The organism is Nitrogeniibacter mangrovi (genome assembly GCF_010983895.1).
Lineage (GTDB): Bacteria > Pseudomonadota > Gammaproteobacteria > Burkholderiales > Rhodocyclaceae > Nitrogeniibacter > Nitrogeniibacter mangrovi.
This window is the reverse complement of record NZ_CP048836.1, coordinates 4,100,278-4,114,682: the sequence shown is the minus strand read 5'-3', so window position 1 is coordinate 4,114,682 and position 14,405 is coordinate 4,100,278. Positions and strand designations below refer to the sequence as shown.

Annotated in this window: 18 protein-coding genes; 2 read left to right on the top strand and 16 right to left on the bottom strand. The window is 68.4% G+C overall.

The annotated features are described in order from the left end of the window. Position 1: 1 nt before the first annotated feature. The 6 genes from G3580_RS19145 to G3580_RS19120 all read right to left on the bottom strand — a co-directional run bounded on the left by G3580_RS19145 (position 2) and on the right by G3580_RS19120 (position 3,775). Complete coding sequence (locus G3580_RS19145; RefSeq protein WP_228720720.1) at positions 2–469, bottom strand: nitrogen fixation protein NifZ; 468 nt, start codon at positions 467–469, stop codon at positions 2–4. Positions 470–485: 16 nt separating this feature from the next. After that, positions 486–830 (bottom strand): nitrogenase-stabilizing/protective protein NifW, encoded by a 345-nt coding sequence (gene nifW, locus G3580_RS19140; RefSeq protein WP_173768266.1) that lies wholly within the window; start codon positions 828–830, stop codon positions 486–488. A gap of 24 nt (positions 831–854) precedes the next feature. Further along, the gene (locus G3580_RS19135; RefSeq protein ID WP_173768264.1) at positions 855–1,382 is read right to left on the bottom strand and encodes a hypothetical protein; all 528 of its coding nucleotides are present in this window, start codon (positions 1,380–1,382) and stop codon (positions 855–857) included. Positions 1,383–1,387: 5 nt separating this feature from the next. Continuing rightward, positions 1,388–2,191: a serine O-acetyltransferase gene (gene cysE / locus G3580_RS19130; RefSeq protein WP_173768262.1), complete on the bottom strand. Its 804-nt coding sequence runs from the start codon at positions 2,189–2,191 to the stop codon at positions 1,388–1,390. Positions 2,192–2,202: 11 nt separating this feature from the next. Then, positions 2,203–3,393: a homocitrate synthase gene (gene nifV / locus G3580_RS19125; RefSeq protein WP_173768260.1), complete on the bottom strand. Its 1,191-nt coding sequence runs from the start codon at positions 3,391–3,393 to the stop codon at positions 2,203–2,205. A 136-nt stretch (positions 3,394–3,529) separates the two neighbouring features. After that, on the bottom strand, positions 3,530–3,775 hold the full coding sequence (locus G3580_RS19120) for a hemerythrin family protein (RefSeq protein ID WP_173768258.1): 246 nt from the start codon (positions 3,773–3,775) through the stop codon (positions 3,530–3,532). A 329-nt stretch (positions 3,776–4,104) separates the two neighbouring features. On the opposite strand from G3580_RS19120, the gene G3580_RS19115 reads away from it, so the two are divergent. Together G3580_RS19115 and G3580_RS19110 are read left to right on the top strand one after the other, a co-directional pair. Beyond that, positions 4,105–4,896 (top strand): SDR family NAD(P)-dependent oxidoreductase, encoded by a 792-nt coding sequence (locus G3580_RS19115; protein WP_173768256.1) that lies wholly within the window; start codon positions 4,105–4,107, stop codon positions 4,894–4,896. 63 nt (positions 4,897–4,959) lie between these two features. Beyond that, positions 4,960–6,105: a MalM family protein gene (locus G3580_RS19110; protein WP_173768254.1), complete on the top strand. Its 1,146-nt coding sequence runs from the start codon at positions 4,960–4,962 to the stop codon at positions 6,103–6,105. A 73-nt stretch (positions 6,106–6,178) separates the two neighbouring features. Here G3580_RS19110 and G3580_RS19105 read toward each other — a convergent pair whose 3' ends face one another. The 10 genes from G3580_RS19105 to nifD all read right to left on the bottom strand — a co-directional run bounded on the left by G3580_RS19105 (position 6,179) and on the right by nifD (position 14,299). Continuing rightward, on the bottom strand, positions 6,179–6,739 hold the full coding sequence (locus tag G3580_RS19105) for a cache domain-containing protein (RefSeq protein WP_173768252.1): 561 nt from the start codon (positions 6,737–6,739) through the stop codon (positions 6,179–6,181). Positions 6,740–6,759: 20 nt separating this feature from the next. Beyond that, positions 6,760–7,326, bottom strand: coding sequence for an acetate uptake transporter (locus G3580_RS19100; RefSeq protein ID WP_173768250.1), 567 nt, complete (start codon positions 7,324–7,326; stop codon positions 6,760–6,762). Positions 7,327–7,607: 281 nt separating this feature from the next. Then, positions 7,608–8,594, bottom strand: coding sequence for a hypothetical protein (locus G3580_RS19095; RefSeq protein WP_173768248.1), 987 nt, complete (start codon positions 8,592–8,594; stop codon positions 7,608–7,610). Between the two features lie 12 nt (positions 8,595–8,606). Next, on the bottom strand, positions 8,607–9,377 hold the full coding sequence (locus G3580_RS19090; protein WP_228720719.1) for a 4Fe4S-binding leucine-rich repeat protein: 771 nt from the start codon (positions 9,375–9,377) through the stop codon (positions 8,607–8,609). Next, entirely contained in the window at positions 9,364–9,636 is a 273-nt protein-coding gene (locus G3580_RS19085; RefSeq protein ID WP_173768246.1) for a DUF6129 family protein, read from the bottom strand. Before G3580_RS19085 ends, G3580_RS19090 begins: the two co-directional genes overlap by 14 nt. Continuing rightward, positions 9,633–10,364: a dinitrogenase iron-molybdenum cofactor N-terminal domain-containing protein gene (locus tag G3580_RS19080; protein ID WP_173768244.1), complete on the bottom strand. Its 732-nt coding sequence runs from the start codon at positions 10,362–10,364 to the stop codon at positions 9,633–9,635. The genes G3580_RS19085 and G3580_RS19080 overlap by 4 nt, the downstream gene beginning before the upstream one ends. Positions 10,365–10,462: 98 nt before the next feature. Beyond that, positions 10,463–10,654 (bottom strand): 4Fe-4S binding protein, encoded by a 192-nt coding sequence (locus G3580_RS19075; protein ID WP_173768242.1) that lies wholly within the window; start codon positions 10,652–10,654, stop codon positions 10,463–10,465. A 27-nt stretch (positions 10,655–10,681) separates the two neighbouring features. Further along, a complete protein-coding gene (nifT, locus tag G3580_RS19070; RefSeq protein WP_173768240.1) occupies positions 10,682–10,909 on the bottom strand; it encodes a putative nitrogen fixation protein NifT in 228 nt (75 codons plus the stop codon). 147 nt (positions 10,910–11,056) lie between these two features. Beyond that, a complete protein-coding gene (gene nifK, locus G3580_RS19065; protein WP_173768238.1) occupies positions 11,057–12,625 on the bottom strand; it encodes a nitrogenase molybdenum-iron protein subunit beta in 1,569 nt (522 codons plus the stop codon). A 198-nt stretch (positions 12,626–12,823) separates the two neighbouring features. Then, positions 12,824–14,299, bottom strand: a complete 1,476-nt coding sequence (nifD, locus tag G3580_RS19060) for a nitrogenase molybdenum-iron protein alpha chain (protein ID WP_173768236.1) — start codon at positions 14,297–14,299, stop codon at positions 12,824–12,826. Positions 14,300–14,405 lie beyond the last annotated feature (106 nt).

The window sequence follows — 14,405 nt, the reverse complement described above, 5'->3', positions numbered from 1 at the left end:
CTTACTCCGTCGCGCCGGCCGGATCCCGCGCCTCGAGCAGCGGTTCGGGAATCTGCAGCACGCGCCCGGGCAGGGTGTCGAAATGGATGTGGTAGGCCACGCCGCCGGGGGCGTCGCGCAACACCTTCACCACCTCGCCGGTATCGCCGGTGGCGACCAGCACCGTGCCGTCCACCGACAGCGTGCGGGCCGCCCGCACCTTGTCGCGGAACTCGAAGCGCGAGGGCGTCCACGGATCATCGGCGCCGATGAGCTCTTCCTCGCGGCAGCCGACGATGCGGCCCTCGTCGAGGAAGTTCACCGAGTAGATGACCTGGTCCTGGAGGAAGGTGCCCACGTCCACCACGTAGCCGACGCTGCCGCGACGCACGAGGAAGTCGCCCGGGTCCATGCCCGGATAGGTGCCGTCGTTGCGCACGTTGCGGATCAGCCGGACCGCTTCGCCATAGTCCCAGCGGGCGTTCATCATGGGTGCGGCCTCCTGTCTATTCGGTCCGGAAGACCTTGTCGAGGGACACGAAGGAGGTGGTGCCGCCCTCGGCGTTGGGTTGATGCTGGAAGACCGCGAACACCTTCTCCGCCTGGGCGTTGGAGGTGACGAAATCCGCGTAGGCGCGGGTCAGCCAGCAGGTGTAGACGGCGCGGGCGTCGGCCTCGTCTTCGGGCATCCGGGGTGCCTGCTTGGCCAGATAGTCGTGGAAGCGCTGGAGGATGTGGAGGCGATTGACGTGCACCACCGCCGGGTCGTAAGGCACACCGAAGTAGTCGAGGAAGTCCTCGGCGGAGCTCAGCTCGTCCATGGCGTCTTCGAGGGTGAGGGTGTCTTCCATTGGGGCTCTCCTGGTTCGCCTGTCCTAAGCGGCCAAGGCGGTCTCGCTGTCGGGCAGGTCGTGGAACTCGCGGATCAGCGCGAGCAGCTTGGCGCTGTCGAGGTGGTCCTTGCTGTCGAGGGCGGCGATGCATTCGAGCCGCTCGCGGGCCTCGGCGATGCGGCGCTGGCGCAGCAACACGATGGCGGCGGCCTTGAGCGCCAGCAGATAGAAGCGCAGCAGGGCGAAGCGGCCGTCGGCGGCGGCGTGGGCGACACACTCGGCGGTCAGGTGTTTCCAGTGCCCGGGCAGGCCGAGGGTGGCGCCGGACACCGCCATGGCCTGTTCGGCCACGTCCAGCGCCGCGTCCATGCGGTGCTGGTAGAAGTAGAAGCGGTACAGGCCCACCAGCACGGTGAGGTTGCGCGGGGCGATGGCGTAGGCGCGCCGCAGCGCCGCTTCCGCGGTCGGTTCGCCATAGGCGGCGGCTGCCTCCTCGAGCAGCGCTTCGGCCGCGGCGGGCAAGGGGTCCTCGAAGTAGAGGTTGCAGTCGGTAAAGTCGAGCAGGTCCATGGGGCTTACACCGTCGTCTCGGTCTGCGCATGCATGGCGTCGGATTCGCAGCACAGGTCGCCGGCCGAGCACACGCGGCACTCGCCCTCGCGCTCGGCCGGGGGAGGTGCGTTGCGCAGGCGGGCCAGTTCGGTTTCCAGGGTCTCGATCCGGTCGATGAGGCAGGCGATCGACTTGGCGACCGGGTCGGGCATGAGGTGGTGGTCCAGATCGATGCCGCCGGCGGTGCGGCGCGACGGCCCGGTGGCGACGATGCGGCCGGGAATGCCGACCACGGTGCGCTCGGCGGGCACGTCCTTGATCACCACCGAATTGGCGCCCACGCGGCCGCGCTCGCCCACGGTGATGGGGCCGAGCACCTTGGCGCCGGCGCCGACGACGACGCCGTCCTTCAGGGTCGGGTGGCGCTTGCCCTTGCTCCAGGTGGTGCCGCCCAGGGTGACCCCGTGGTAGAGGGTCACGTCGTCGCCGATCTCGGCGGTCTCGCCGATGACCACGCCGGCGCCGTGGTCGATGAAGAAGCGCCGGCCGATGCGTGCCCCCGGGTGGATGTCCACGTTGGTGAGCGCGCGCGCGGCGAAGGCGAGGCAGCGGGCGCTGTAGCGCCAGCCGCCGCGCCACAGGCGATGGGCGATGCGGTGGGCGAGGATGGCGTGCACGCCCGGGTAGGTGGTGAGCACCTCGACGGTCGAGCGCGCCGCCGGATCGCGGTCGAACACGCAGCGCAGATCCTCGCGCAGGAGGCCGAACAGGCCGGGGGGGCGTTCGCGGGGGGCGTCGGCGTCGGTGGCGGTCATGGCGTCGGACATGGGGGGATCCTTCAGGCCAGCGGGGCCAGCGGCCGCGCCTCGTGGGCGCCGGCCGCGATGAGCGCAACGCGGCGGTCCGCCCGGAGCGCCGCGAGCATCTCCAGCAGCACGGCGTCGTCCGGCGTGTGCTTGTGGCGCGACACGAAGGCGCGTACCTGCGCCAGCACCCGGTGCGCCTCGTCGGCGTCGATGGCCACCCCCAGGCGCTCGAACACCACGTGCACGGCGCGCGCGCCCGAATGCTTGCCCAGCACGATGCGATGCGCCTGGCCCACTTCGGAGGGATCGAAGCCCTGGTAGTTGTCCGGGTGCTTGAGCAGGCCGTCCACATGGATGCCGGCCTCGTGGGTGAAGGCGCCGGCGCCGACGATGCTCTTGTGCCAGGGCACGCTGCGGCCCGAGGCGGCGGCCACCCGCGCCGACAGCGCCGGAAAGGCGCGCAGGTCGATGCCGGTCTCCAGTCCGTGCAGCTTGCGCAGCCCCAGCACCACCTCTTCGAGCGGGGCGTTGCCGGCGCGCTCGCCGAGGCCGTTGACGGTGGTGTTCACATGGGTCGCGCCGGCCTTGCAGGCGGCCAGGGTGTTGGCGGTGGCCAGGCCCATGTCGTCATGGGCGTGCATCTCGATTTCCAGATCGGTGCGGGCGCGCAAGGCCGCGATGCGCTCGAAGGTGGCGAAGGGCTCGAGGATGCCCAGGGTGTCGGCGAAGCGCAGGCGGCGGGCGCCGGCCTGCTGCGCCACGTCGGCCAGGCGGCAGAGGAAGTCGGGGTCGGCGCGCGAGGCGTCCTCGCAGCCCAGGCCCACTTCCAGCCCCAGCGCCCGCGCGGTGGCAATGGTGCGCGGCAGGGTGGCCAGCAGCCAGTGGCGGTCGCGGCCCAGCTTGTGGGCCAGGTGCTGGTCCGAGGCGGCCACCGAGATGTCCACCCGGTCCACCCCGAGGCCGGCGCAGGCGACGATGTCGTCCTCGCGCATGCGGCTCCACACCATCAGCCGGGCCGGCAGCCCCAGTGCGGCGACCGCGCGAATCCCGTCGCACTCTTCCGGGCCCATGGCCGGGATGCCCACTTCCAGCTCCGGCACGCCCACCGCCGCCAGCGCCCGCGCGATGTCGAGCTTCTCGTCCAGCGAGAAGGCCACCCCGGCGGACTGCTCGCCGTCGCGCAGGGTGGTGTCATTGACGACGATGTGGATGGCTTGGGTCATGGCGGGCTCCTTGATGATCCGGGAGCAAGCTTGATGCCATTTGCCAAGCCGTTGATTTAGCGGGGTTGTTGTGCGCCGGGCGTTGTCGGGTGTGGGCGGATTGTCGTGAATCCGACAGGGCGGGTGCCGCGCGGCCTCAGGGCTCGTCGGGGGCGTCCGCCGGCGGCAGCGACGGCTTCGGGCGGCTCATCACGTGGAGGACGACGGCGCAGCCGGCGAAGAACACGACCACCGCGAACATGCTGGCAACCCAGGCATCGGCGCCCCCGCGTTCGCGCCACATCCAGACAAAGCCACCGATGGACGGCAGCACCAGGACGGCACACAGCGCGGCGGCGACCAGCGCGATCTTCTGCCCGACATTGCGTTTCAAACCACTCACTCGAATTTCTCCCTTGGCACATGGGTGACGTTGATCGTCGTCTGCGCGGCTCATTGAACGTTCGCGCGCACGGAGACACCTACATCCAGCCCCGGGCAACCGACGGCCCGATGCGATGTCGGTGCCCATCATGACACCGTGCGCCGGATCGGTCAGTGGCGGAAACGGTTCCGGGGTACGTCGGATGGGCGTCGAGGCAGGTTCGACCGCGGCTTCGGCGACGTGTTTCCAGGTGCCCCGGCGCGCTCGCGTCGTTGTTCGCCCCGTCGGCTTGCACTAAAATCTCGAGATTATGTTTCGGCATCGACCGGACACTGAAGGAGCAAGGCATGAAGATCGAACTGACAGGAAAACGCGCCGTGGTCACCGGCTCCACCCAGGGCATCGGCCTCGCGATCGCCACCGGGCTGGCGGCGTGCGGTGCCACGGTGGTGGTCAATGGCCGCGGCCAGGCACATGTGGACGCGGCCGTGGACGCGATCCGGCAGGCGGTGCCGAACGCATCGGTCGAAGGTTTCGCCGGCGATCTGGGGACGGCGGAGGGCTGTGCGGCGCTGGTGGCCGCGCAGCCGGCCTGCGACATCCTGGTCAACAACCTGGGCATCTATGGGCCGGAGGATTTCTTCGCCACCGACGACGCCACGTGGACGCGCTACTTCGAGGTCAACGTGATGTCGGGCGTGCGCCTGGCGCGGGCCTACCTGCCGGGCATGGAAGCGGCCGGCTGGGGGCGGGTGGTGTTCATCGCCTCCGAATCGGCGCTCAACATCCCCGCCGACATGATCCACTACGGCTTCAGCAAGACCGCGCAGCTCTCGATCGCCCGCGGTCTGGCCAAGCGCATGGCCGGCACCGGCGTCACCGTCAATTCGGTGCTGCCCGGTCCGACCCTGTCCGACGGGGTGGCCGAGCTGCTCGCCGACGAGGTGGCCCGACGCGGGGCGTCGCTCGACGAGGTGGTCACCGACTTCATCAAGGCGGCCCGCCCCTCGTCCATTCTCGGCCGTGCCGCGAGCGTCGAGGAGGTGGCCAACATGGTGGTGTACGTGTGCTCGACGCAGGCCTCGGCGACCACCGGCGCGGCGCTGCGGGTCGACGGCGGGGTGGTGGACAGCCTCTGAGGATGTGCCATAGGCTGTGTCCGACAGGCCGGCGAGTCCGCGGCCGGGCAAGGAGGCGAGACCATGGGGGCGTTGCGCACGGCGGTGCATGTCCTGCGGGTTGCCGCGCTCGCGGTGCTGGTGGCCGGGTGTGCGCATGTCGGCTTCGAGCACGGCGTCTCCCGCCTGGACGACAAGGCTCTGGTCTTCGGGCACATCGTTCTCGAGCGGGACGGCGAGCGCGACGTGATCTCCGCGTTGTCGACGCCGGTGGTGATCCGCAACATCGAAAGCGCGGATGAACCCGGGCTGGTGACCCGGTCCTTCGACAAGGACGGCGGCTTCGCCTGGGCGCTGCCCCCCGGGCGCTACCAGCTCAGCCTGGCCCTGTCGCGCTATGCCTCGGAGCTCGTCTCCTACGCGTTCACGCTCGATCGTGCGGGCACGGCGTACTACTTCGGCGATCTGGTGCTCGCCGGCACCCGCCGCTTCGACACCCTCGGTGGGGCCAACATCCGCCAGGTGGTGCCGCGCTTCGAGGATCGTTTCGAGGCCGCCACCGGCGCCCTGCGGGCGAAAAATCCCCAGCTGGGGGCGCTCGCGGTGCATCGCCTGGCGCTCCGGGACATGAACGACCGGCAGGCGCGCGCGCTGGCCTATCGCGAGGCGCTTGCCGCCCGCGTGCCATGTTGTGCGCGTCTGGCGGCGCTGCCGTTCCAGCCCCTGTCGCTCACCGGCAGCGGCACCTATCGCATCGGGCCCGGTTCGCCGGTCTTCGACTTCGCCGAGGGGCGCAGCCGCTTCCTGGCCTGGGCGCTGCCCGCGGCGACGCGGCCCTACACGATCTCGCTGCGCAGCGTGGTGACACCGAGCAACCTGCCGGCGCTGCGGCGCTTCTACATCTTCGCGCCTGCGGTGACGCTGCTGGATGCGGACTTCCACGTGATCGACCACCGGGCGCGCGGCCTGTTCTCGCCCGTGCCGGCGTCGGTGCTGCCGCCGCGGGCGGCGTCGATCCGGGCGACCCTCACCATTGACGGCGCGCTGTCCGGCGCCCGCTATCTGATCGTCCACACCACGCCTGCGATCCTCGAGAGCGAGTGGACGACGTGGATGCCGGGGTTCGTGCCGATTGCCGGCGGCGCCCTCCCCACCGGGTTGGCCGAACCGGTGTCCATGGAGCCGGCCATCTCCGGCGAGATCCAGGTGGCGGTGACGCCGGTTCGGTAGCCCGGCGCGCGAAGAAAAACGGCCGGCCGGCGTGTTGCCACGCGGGCCGGCCGTGTGCGGACGGGATGTGCCGTCAGTGCACGTATTTGGTCGGGTCCGCCATCTGCGCGGTCAGCGCATCCAGGGCCTCGACCGTCAGCGCATCGTCATACACCCCGGCAGCGAGCTGGATGCCGCTCGAGAAGGCCATCTCGGCGGTGACCGCGTAGCTGACCTTGCGCGAGGCGTTGCCGGCACCCGGCTTGGTCCACATGTAGTCCACCCAGCCGCCGTTCTTGTGCCCGGCGGCCGCGCACAGTTCCTTGAAGATGTGCTTGCCGTTGCTGTCGGTGATCTGCATGATCGGCCGCCCGACCAGATCCGGGCGGAAGGGGTGGGCGACCATGCGGTCCATGCGGCAGTCGAAGGCGAACACGTAGGTGTCCTTCCACACCCAGGGGCCGTCCGCGTTGTTGAGCGCGGCGATGCCCGAGATGCCCTTGGTCTGGAGGAACTTGGCGGCGCCCCAGACCTTGGTGATGACCTCCTGCGGCGTGGCCGAATCGGCATCGGCATCGGCGTGGGCGGTGAGGCTGGTGAGGCCGATCGTCAGCGCGGTGGCGGCCAGGATGGCAGTGGTGCGAATCTTGTTCATGGCAATCTCCTTGGCGGTTGTCAGGCCTTGATCCACGGGCTGCCGACGGGCAGCACGTCACGACCGAACACGTCGGCAAAGATCAGATGGGCCATGATGTACCAGGCCGACAGGGCGCACACCATCAGCTCGTAACCCGCCACGACGGTCAGCTGGGGATAGCCGAAGTGGGCCAGATCCAGCAGCACGAAGCCGGCCAGCAGCAGCGTGAAGGTGATCGCCAGGGCGCTGTGGATGCGCATGGAGCCGATCCACAGGATGGCGGTGAAGGCCGTCCAGGCCACCAGGAACCAGCCGATGTCGGTCTTGCTGGACACGTAGATGTTGAACTGGTTGCCGATCAGCAGCATGGCCAGAGCGATCCAGAAAGCCCCGTAGGCGGTGAACGCGCAATAGCCGAAGTTGTTGCCGGTGCCCTTTTCCTGCAGGCCGGCGATCATCTGCGCCAGGCCGCCGAAGATCAGCCCCAGCCAGATCACCGGGCCGACGCCCATCCAGCCGACATTGTGAAACTGCAAGACCAGCGTCGTGAGGCCGAATCCGGCCAGCCCGACCACCGCGGGGTTTCCCTGTTTCTGTGCTTCCATTTTCCCTCTCCTCATAAAAAGCCCCCGCTGTATAGCATGGCTGCCGATGTCATACCTTGATCCAGGTTCGGATCCGTGGCGCAACGCAATGGCGCGACTGGCGCGGCTTTCGACGGTGGACGGGGGGTCTGGAGGCGGCGGGCGGGTATGCCAGAGGCGTTGTCGGTGGCGTGTGACGCGACGATGACGAAAGGGTGGGTGAGCGTCGTCGCTGCGAGTGCGACAGGCGCAGGGCCGCCAGGGGCGCCCGGCCTCGGCGGCGGCTCATCGCCGGGGCGGTGTCAGGCGTGGATCGCGTAGGGGGTGTGCAGCCATCGGCGCACCACGGCCACATCCTTTTCGGGCAGATAGGCGAACCCGCCCAGATGGTCTTCGACCACGGTCTGTGCCACCCAGACCGGCACCGCGTGGGTGGCGAGCATGTGGAAATACCAGGCCATGGGGTAGCCGACCGCGCGGTCGAAGCGGGTGAGCGCGCCGGCCAGGGCAACGCCGTTCGTGCCCGGGTCGGCGCCGAATTCGGGCGGCTCGCCCATGAGCGCGGCGATGGGGCGGGCATGGAGCACGGGCTGGCCGAAGCGGTCCTCGTGCGCCCGGGTGCTCAGCACCCAGTGGTTGGAGAAGCAGGTGGCGGTGTCGGCGCTGGCGGCGGACCAGTCCTCGACCAAGCGCTGCACCGGGACCGGTTCGGGCTTGCCCAGCTGCATGCGCTCGAGGAAGGCGCCCATGTGCTGCAGGCGGCGGAAGCGGTAAACGGGCAGGCCGATGGGGGCGAGTTCGGCACCGCGCGCCTGCGGATCGATCAACTCGTCGAGGCCGTGGGGGTCGTTGGCGAACAGGCGGTGGGCGCGCATCTCCTGCAGCTCCTCGACCTCGAGCTGGAGGAAGTCGGCCGGGGCCTCGCCGGCCGGGGCGACGAAGTAGTGGGTCTTGCCCACCAGGCGGGTGGCATGGAGCGGCGTGTCGCCGTGCTGCGCGCGCAACGCGTCGGCGAGGGCGCCGAGGTCATGGTCGCAGGCCTCGAGCCCGGCCTCGGCCCAGGCGCCCAGATCCTCGGCCACGCGGGTGCCGTCCGTCGTCACCACCGCGCCGGGCCGGTACCAGCCCCCCCGGCACAGAGCGTGGTGGAAGCTCCATTCGGGCAACGCGGTGTCGAGGGCCTTGACCAGGCCGCCGACGCCACGGGTGGCGCTGGTGTGGGCGCAGGCCTCGACGATGGCGGGGGCGAGGGATTTGCAGTATTCGGACCACGCGGGGGGCGTTTTCATGGCGTCTCCGGTTCAGGCATCACCAGCTGAGAGACGGGCGCGGGCGGCGGCGCGCACGTCGGGTTCGGGGTCGTCGCGCAGGGCTTCGAGCGCGCCCACCGGGGCGGTGTCGACGGCGGCGAGGCGGACCCACCATTCCGGGTCGTCGAGCAGGCGCGCGGCCAGCGGTGGCAGCGCGCGTTCGGCGACCACGGCGCGCACTTCCGGGGCGTCGTCCGTGGCCAGGCATTCGAGCGCGAAGGGGGGCAGCCGGCCGGCGACGATCTTGCGCACCTCGCGCTCCGGATCGGCGGCCATGCGGGTGAGCAGGCGGGCGGGCAGCCGCCGTGCGACGGTGGCGCGGATGAGGTAGTCGGGGTCGTGCATGAGCCGCGGCAGCAACGCCACCGGCAGGCGTGCGGCCACCGACTGGCGCACTTCGCGATCAGGGTCGGCGATCATGTCCACCAGGGCGTCCTCGGGCAGCTTGAGGACGACGTTGCGCCGGACCACCTCGTCGGGATCGCGCTTGAGGTGGCCGATGGCCTCCAGCGGCGCGTAGCGCACGGCGATGGCGCGGCGTTCCCAGAACAGGTCGTGCACGAACTTCGGCGCCTCGGCGCGGTTCACGCGCATGAAGCGGTCGATCTGGCGGCCGCTGTGGGCGCGGATGCACACGTCGCCGGGCACGCAGCGCCCGGTGCTCAGGAAACTGTCGGCATAGGCGCAGCCGTCGCACAGGCCGGCCAGTGCGGCTCCGGCGCGTGGCGACGCGCTGCCGGGGGCCGGCTCACGGGGCATCATCCGCGTCGCCCTTCTCGGCCAGCAGGAGGCCGGTGGCGATGGCCGGATCGTTGGTCATCGACAGGCAATGGCCGTCGGCCCCGGCAATGTAGTAGAGCACGCAGGTGCCGGCGTCGGACGCCGGACGGAAGCGGGGCGAGACGTCGTCGTCCGGGCAGGCGGTGAAATGCAGGGCGGGAAACTGCGCGCGCAGGGCGGCGACGTCCGGATTCGCGCGCGCGGCCGCCGCGACGGCGTCGAGCTGGTCGGCGGCGATCATGTCGTCTCCTCCGCGTCGATGGCCGCCTCGAAGCGGGCCAGGGAGGCGGCCGGTACGCCCATGATCCGGGCCAGCCAGGGCGGCGGGCTGTCGAGCCGGCCCTGCAGTTCGGCGAGCACCTCGCGGGCGAGCCCGCCGGTGGGTTTCTTCACCGGATGCACGTCGGCGCGCACCACCTTGGCGGCGGCGGGGCCGCCGATGGACTGCACGTACACGATCTGGCAGTCGCCGATCAAGGCGGCGCGGGCGGCGTTCTTGTCTTCCGCGTCGTGGGTCTCGGCGGTGCTGCGCACGGCCACCAGGCGGATCTCGTCGCGCCCCACCTGGTAGATCAGGAAGCGGTCGCAGGAGCCGAAATGGCCGTCGAGGTGCTCGCCCCGGTTGGCGGCCACGGCCACCCGCAGCGAGCCGGGCATGTCGCCCTCGCCGTAGGGCTCGACGCCGGGGAAGTCGTCGGCCTCGACGCCCACGCCCCACAGCAGGCGCACGGCGGCCTTGAGCTGCGCGTCGTTGGCGCTCACGTGGCAGCCCTGTTCGGCGAAATCGCCGGCGAGCACCTCGCGCAGGTCTTCGACGGTCACGTCGGTGAGTTTGGCCTCGGTGATGGGCGTGCCGAGTCGGTCGGTCAGGGCGCCGACGAAGGCGCGCACGTCGAGACCGTCGAGCGCGCGCGCGGCGAGCGCCAGGCGCAAGGCTGCTTCGCGCGAGGCGATGGGTGAATCGGACATGATGGGCTCCTCGATTCGTGGGCAACGTGCTCAGTGGAGCACCGGCGAACCGGTGCTCGGCTGAAGACGCTGTGCAAGGCGCGTCCTCGGCCCCCGGTTTACAGGGGGCTGATACAGCCGGACGGGCACACGTCCACGCACAGGGGCGCGTCGGCGTGGCCGTCGCACTCGGTACAGGTCGACGCGTCGATGGTGTAGAAGATCTTGCCCTTCTGGATCGACTTGGTCGGACAGACCGGCCGGCAGTCGTCACAGGCGGTGCACATGTCGGGATCGATGGTCATTGCCATGATGAAATCCTCCTGAAAAGGTTTCCGTTAGTCCTCGGCGGCGCCCAGACGCCTGGCGCGCAGCGAGATCGGCAGGCGGGGCGGCCGGGCGATGGGGTCGATGTAGTAGGAACCGCCGTTGTCGAGCTTCAGCTCGCCGCCCCACTTGTCGTCGGCGTCGAACTCGATGGACTCGATGGAGGCTTCCAGGTCCCGCTTGGGGAGATAGAAGACCAGGCCACCGGCCTCGTTCCTGCGGATCATGATGTTGGCCATGTTCGGGCTCCTTGGTCGTGACCGACGAGGTGGCGACGAGGCTCCCGTAGGTCGGACTTCAGTCCGACAGCGTCGGTGCTAAGGGACGCAGTCAGTCGGACTGAAGTCCGACCTACGGTTGAGCCGCGGATCGTCACCCGTCGCCGATCAACGGATCAGGTCGAAGTTGTAGTCCGTGGTGCCCATGCCGATCGTCTCCTTGTCGAGCTGCTCGAGGACGGCGTTGGTCAGGGTGGTCACGACCTGGATCACGCCTTCGTAGCCCATCGTCGTGTGGCGATGCAGGTGGTGGCGGTCGAACAGCGGGAAGCCGAGGCGGATCAGCGGCACTTCGAAGGCCTCGCCTTTGTGGCGGGTGTCGCGCTGGATGTACTTGCCGTACGAGTTGCCGATGAGGAAATCGGGCTTGTCGGTGAAGCACAGGCTGCGCAGGTGCCACAGGTCGCGGCCGATATGCACGGTGGCGTTCTGGCCGAAGGGGCTGTCGTCGAGCAGCTTCTGCAGGGCCTTGCCGAAGCGCTTGTTGGCGTTGTGGACCAGCACATGGGTGGGCTCGGCGCCGCACTCGAGCAGGATCTTGACCATGCCGCGGACGAAGTCCGGATCGCCGTAGAGGGCGAACTTCTTGCCGTGCAGCCAGGCGTGGCTGTCGGCGAGCACGTCCATGGCGCGACCGCGTTCCACTTCCAGCGACTCGGGGATCGGCTGGCCGGTGATCTCGGCGACCTTCATCAGGAACGCGTCGGTCCAGTCGATCCCCATCGGGATCTCGAGCTTGGGCACCTCGTGGTTCCAGGTGTTCTCGACGAACTTCCGGGTCTTCTCGAGCTGGGCCGGTTGCAGCAGCAGCGTGGTGTGGGCGTTGGGCGCGTCCTTGATCTCGTCGATGGTGGTGCCGCCCGAGTACATGCGGAATTCACCGTCCGACGGGGTATCGAAGACTTCGGACGGATCCGACAGCATCGTGTAGCCCACGCCCATCTCGGTGAGCATGCGCTTGATCACGCGGTAGTTGCCCAGGTAGGTCTCGAAGCCGGGCACGATGTTGAGCTTGCCGTTGCTGCCGACCTGCTTGCCTTCCATGTCGTTGAGCGTGAAGGAACGCAGGATGCCCTCTTCCATGTTGTCCCAGCCGGTCACGTGGGAGCCGACGAAGGACGGGGTGTGGGCGAAGGGCACCGGGTATTCCTGCGGAATGTGGCCTTCCTTCTTGGAGTTGTTGATGAACGCGTTCAGGTCGTCACCGATCACCTCGGCCATGCAGGTGGTCGAGACCGCGATCATGTCCGGCTGGTACAGCGCCTTGGCGTTGGCGAGGCCGTCGAACATGTTCTTCTGGCCGCCGAACACCGCCGCGTCCTCGGTCATGGAGTCCGACACGCAGGAGCACGGCTCCTTGAAGTGACGGTTGAAGTAGGTGCGGAAGTAGGCCACGCAGCCCTGCGAGCCATGCACGTAGGGCAGGGTCTTGTGAAAGCCCGAGGCGCACAGCACGGCGCCCAGCGGCTGGCAGGCCTTGGCCGGATCGACGGTCAGGGCTTCACGCTCGAAGTTGAGCTTCTGGTAGTCCTCGGTGGTGGTCCACATGAAGGTGTCCCAGATCTTCTCCTTGGAATGGTTTTCCTCGAAGGCGGCCTGCTTGGTGCCGAGCGACGCCTTGTAGTCGTCGTCGCGGAACAGCGGGTAGCACGGCTTGATCTTGTCTGCGGTTTGCATCGTGTTTCTCCCAGCCCGTGCCGCTCATCTGCGGACACGGGCAAAGCATTGCGAAGATGGACTCCGTAGGGCCGGCTTCAGCCGGCCTCCCACGTTGCTGGCGGGTTGAAACCCGCCCTACGATGTCGCGTCGTAGGGCCGGATTCATCCGGCCATCGGTGTTTCCAGTCGTTACGGCGGGTTGAACTCCGCCCGACGTCAGGCGACCTTCTGGAGCTCGTCGGGCACGGCGGCCTTCTTCCAGGGCGGGACCATGTTGTCCCACACCGGATTGGCCAGGGCGATGTCCATGTCGCGGGCGAAGATGGCGAAGCCGTCGTAGCCGTGATACGGGCCGGAGTAGTCCCAGGAGTGCATCTGGCGCAGCGGGATGCCCATCTTCTGGAAGATGTACTTCTCCTTGATGCCGGAGCCGACCATGTCGGGCTTGAGCCGCTTGACGAACTCCTCGAGCTCGAAGCCGGTGACGTCGTCATACAGCAAGGTCGCGTCACCCACCTCCTTGATGGTGCGGTCGTAATCGTCGTTGTGGCCGAATTCGTAGCCGGTGCCGATCACTTCCATGCCCAGGTCTTCGTACGCACCGATCACGTGACGCGGGCGCAGACCGCCCACGTACAGCATCACCTTCTTGCCTTCCAGGCGCGGGCGGTACTTGGCGATGATCTCGTCCATCATCGGCTGGTAGCGCGCGATCATGGCTTCGGTCTTCTCCTTGATGGTGTCGTCGAAGAAGGCGGCGATCTTGCGGCAGGATTCGATGATCTTGGTCGGGCCGAAGAAGTTGTATTCCATGTAGGGAATGCCGTACTTCTCTTCCATGTGGCGGCTGATGTAGTTCATCGAGCGGTAGCAGTGCAGCAGGTTGAGCTTCACTTTCGGCGTGTTCATCATCTCGGCGATGGTGCCGTCGCCGGACCACTGGGCGACCACGCGCAGGCCCATCTCCTCGAGCAGGATGCGGCTGGCCCAGGCGTCGCCACCGATGTTGTAGTCGCCGATGATGGCCACGTCGTAGGGGGTGGATTCGTATTCCTGGCCGTCGCGCTTGTCGAGCACCCAGTCGCGGATCGCGTCGTTGGCGATGTGGTGGCCGAGGGACTGGGACACGCCGCGGAAGCCTTCGCAACGCACCGGCACGACCGGCTTGTCGATGGCGGCGGACGCCTTCTTGGAGACGGCCTCGATGTCGTCGCCGATCAGGCCGATCGGGCACTCGGACTGCACCGAGATACCCTTGTGCAGCGGGAACAGGGTCTCGATCTCCTCGATCAGCTTGGCGAGCTTCTTGTCGCCGCCGAAGACGATGTCCTTCTCCTGGAAGTCGGAGGTGAAGTTCATGGTGCCGAAGGTGTCGACGCCGGTGGTGCCCACGTAGTAGTTGCGGCGACCGGCGCGGGAGTACTGACCGCAGCCGACCGGGCCGTGGGAGATGTGGATCATGTCCTTGATCGGACCCCACACCACGCCCTTGGAACCGGCATAGGCACAGCCGCGGATGGTCATCACCCCGGGCAGCGACTTGCGGTTGGAGGTGATGCACTTCTTGGATTGTTCGACGTCGTGGTCGTTGACCGCCAGATGCTTGGTGCGGTCCTTCTTGGCCTTGTCGGGATATACCTCGAGCACCTCGGCGATGAGGGCCTCGGTCTCGTCACGGGTCAGTACAGCCATTTCATTTCTCCTTCGACATCTGCGCTCATCTGCGCAAGACACCAAAAAAACGTGACTTCAATCAAATTGGCGGCGGGCCGGGGCGAACCGCCCCGCCAGTACGCCT

What these genes read in the sequence shown, in the direction of transcription:
- G3580_RS19100 (WP_173768250.1), bottom strand. Translation starts at nt 7,326, where the DNA reads ATGGAAGCACAGAAACAGGGAAACCCCGCGGTGGTCGGGCTGGCCGGA.
- G3580_RS19115 (WP_173768256.1), top strand. Translation starts at nt 4,105, where the DNA reads ATGAAGATCGAACTGACAGGAAAACGCGCCGTGGTCACCGGCTCCACC.
- nifV (WP_173768260.1), bottom strand. Translation starts at nt 3,393, where the DNA reads ATGACCCAAGCCATCCACATCGTCGTCAATGACACCACCCTGCGCGAC.
- G3580_RS19080 (WP_173768244.1), bottom strand. Translation starts at nt 10,364, where the DNA reads ATGTCCGATTCACCCATCGCCTCGCGCGAAGCAGCCTTGCGCCTGGCG.
- nifK (WP_173768238.1), bottom strand. Translation starts at nt 12,625, where the DNA reads ATGCAAACCGCAGACAAGATCAAGCCGTGCTACCCGCTGTTCCGCGAC.
- nifT (WP_173768240.1), bottom strand. Translation starts at nt 10,909, where the DNA reads ATGGCCAACATCATGATCCGCAGGAACGAGGCCGGTGGCCTGGTCTTC.
- nifD (WP_173768236.1), bottom strand. Translation starts at nt 14,299, where the DNA reads ATGGCTGTACTGACCCGTGACGAGACCGAGGCCCTCATCGCCGAGGTG.
- cysE (WP_173768262.1), bottom strand. Translation starts at nt 2,191, where the DNA reads ATGTCCGACGCCATGACCGCCACCGACGCCGACGCCCCCCGCGAACGC.
- G3580_RS19110 (WP_173768254.1), top strand. Translation starts at nt 4,960, where the DNA reads ATGGGGGCGTTGCGCACGGCGGTGCATGTCCTGCGGGTTGCCGCGCTC.
- G3580_RS19095 (WP_173768248.1), bottom strand. Translation starts at nt 8,594, where the DNA reads ATGAAAACGCCCCCCGCGTGGTCCGAATACTGCAAATCCCTCGCCCCC.
- G3580_RS19085 (WP_173768246.1), bottom strand. Translation starts at nt 9,636, where the DNA reads ATGATCGCCGCCGACCAGCTCGACGCCGTCGCGGCGGCCGCGCGCGCG.
- G3580_RS19135 (WP_173768264.1), bottom strand. Translation starts at nt 1,382, where the DNA reads ATGGACCTGCTCGACTTTACCGACTGCAACCTCTACTTCGAGGACCCC.
- G3580_RS19075 (WP_173768242.1), bottom strand. Translation starts at nt 10,654, where the DNA reads ATGGCAATGACCATCGATCCCGACATGTGCACCGCCTGTGACGACTGC.
- nifW (WP_173768266.1), bottom strand. Translation starts at nt 830, where the DNA reads ATGGAAGACACCCTCACCCTCGAAGACGCCATGGACGAGCTGAGCTCC.
- G3580_RS19105 (WP_173768252.1), bottom strand. Translation starts at nt 6,739, where the DNA reads ATGAACAAGATTCGCACCACTGCCATCCTGGCCGCCACCGCGCTGACG.
- G3580_RS19145 (WP_228720720.1), bottom strand. Translation starts at nt 469, where the DNA reads ATGATGAACGCCCGCTGGGACTATGGCGAAGCGGTCCGGCTGATCCGC.
- G3580_RS19090 (WP_228720719.1), bottom strand. Translation starts at nt 9,377, where the DNA reads ATGATGCCCCGTGAGCCGGCCCCCGGCAGCGCGTCGCCACGCGCCGGA.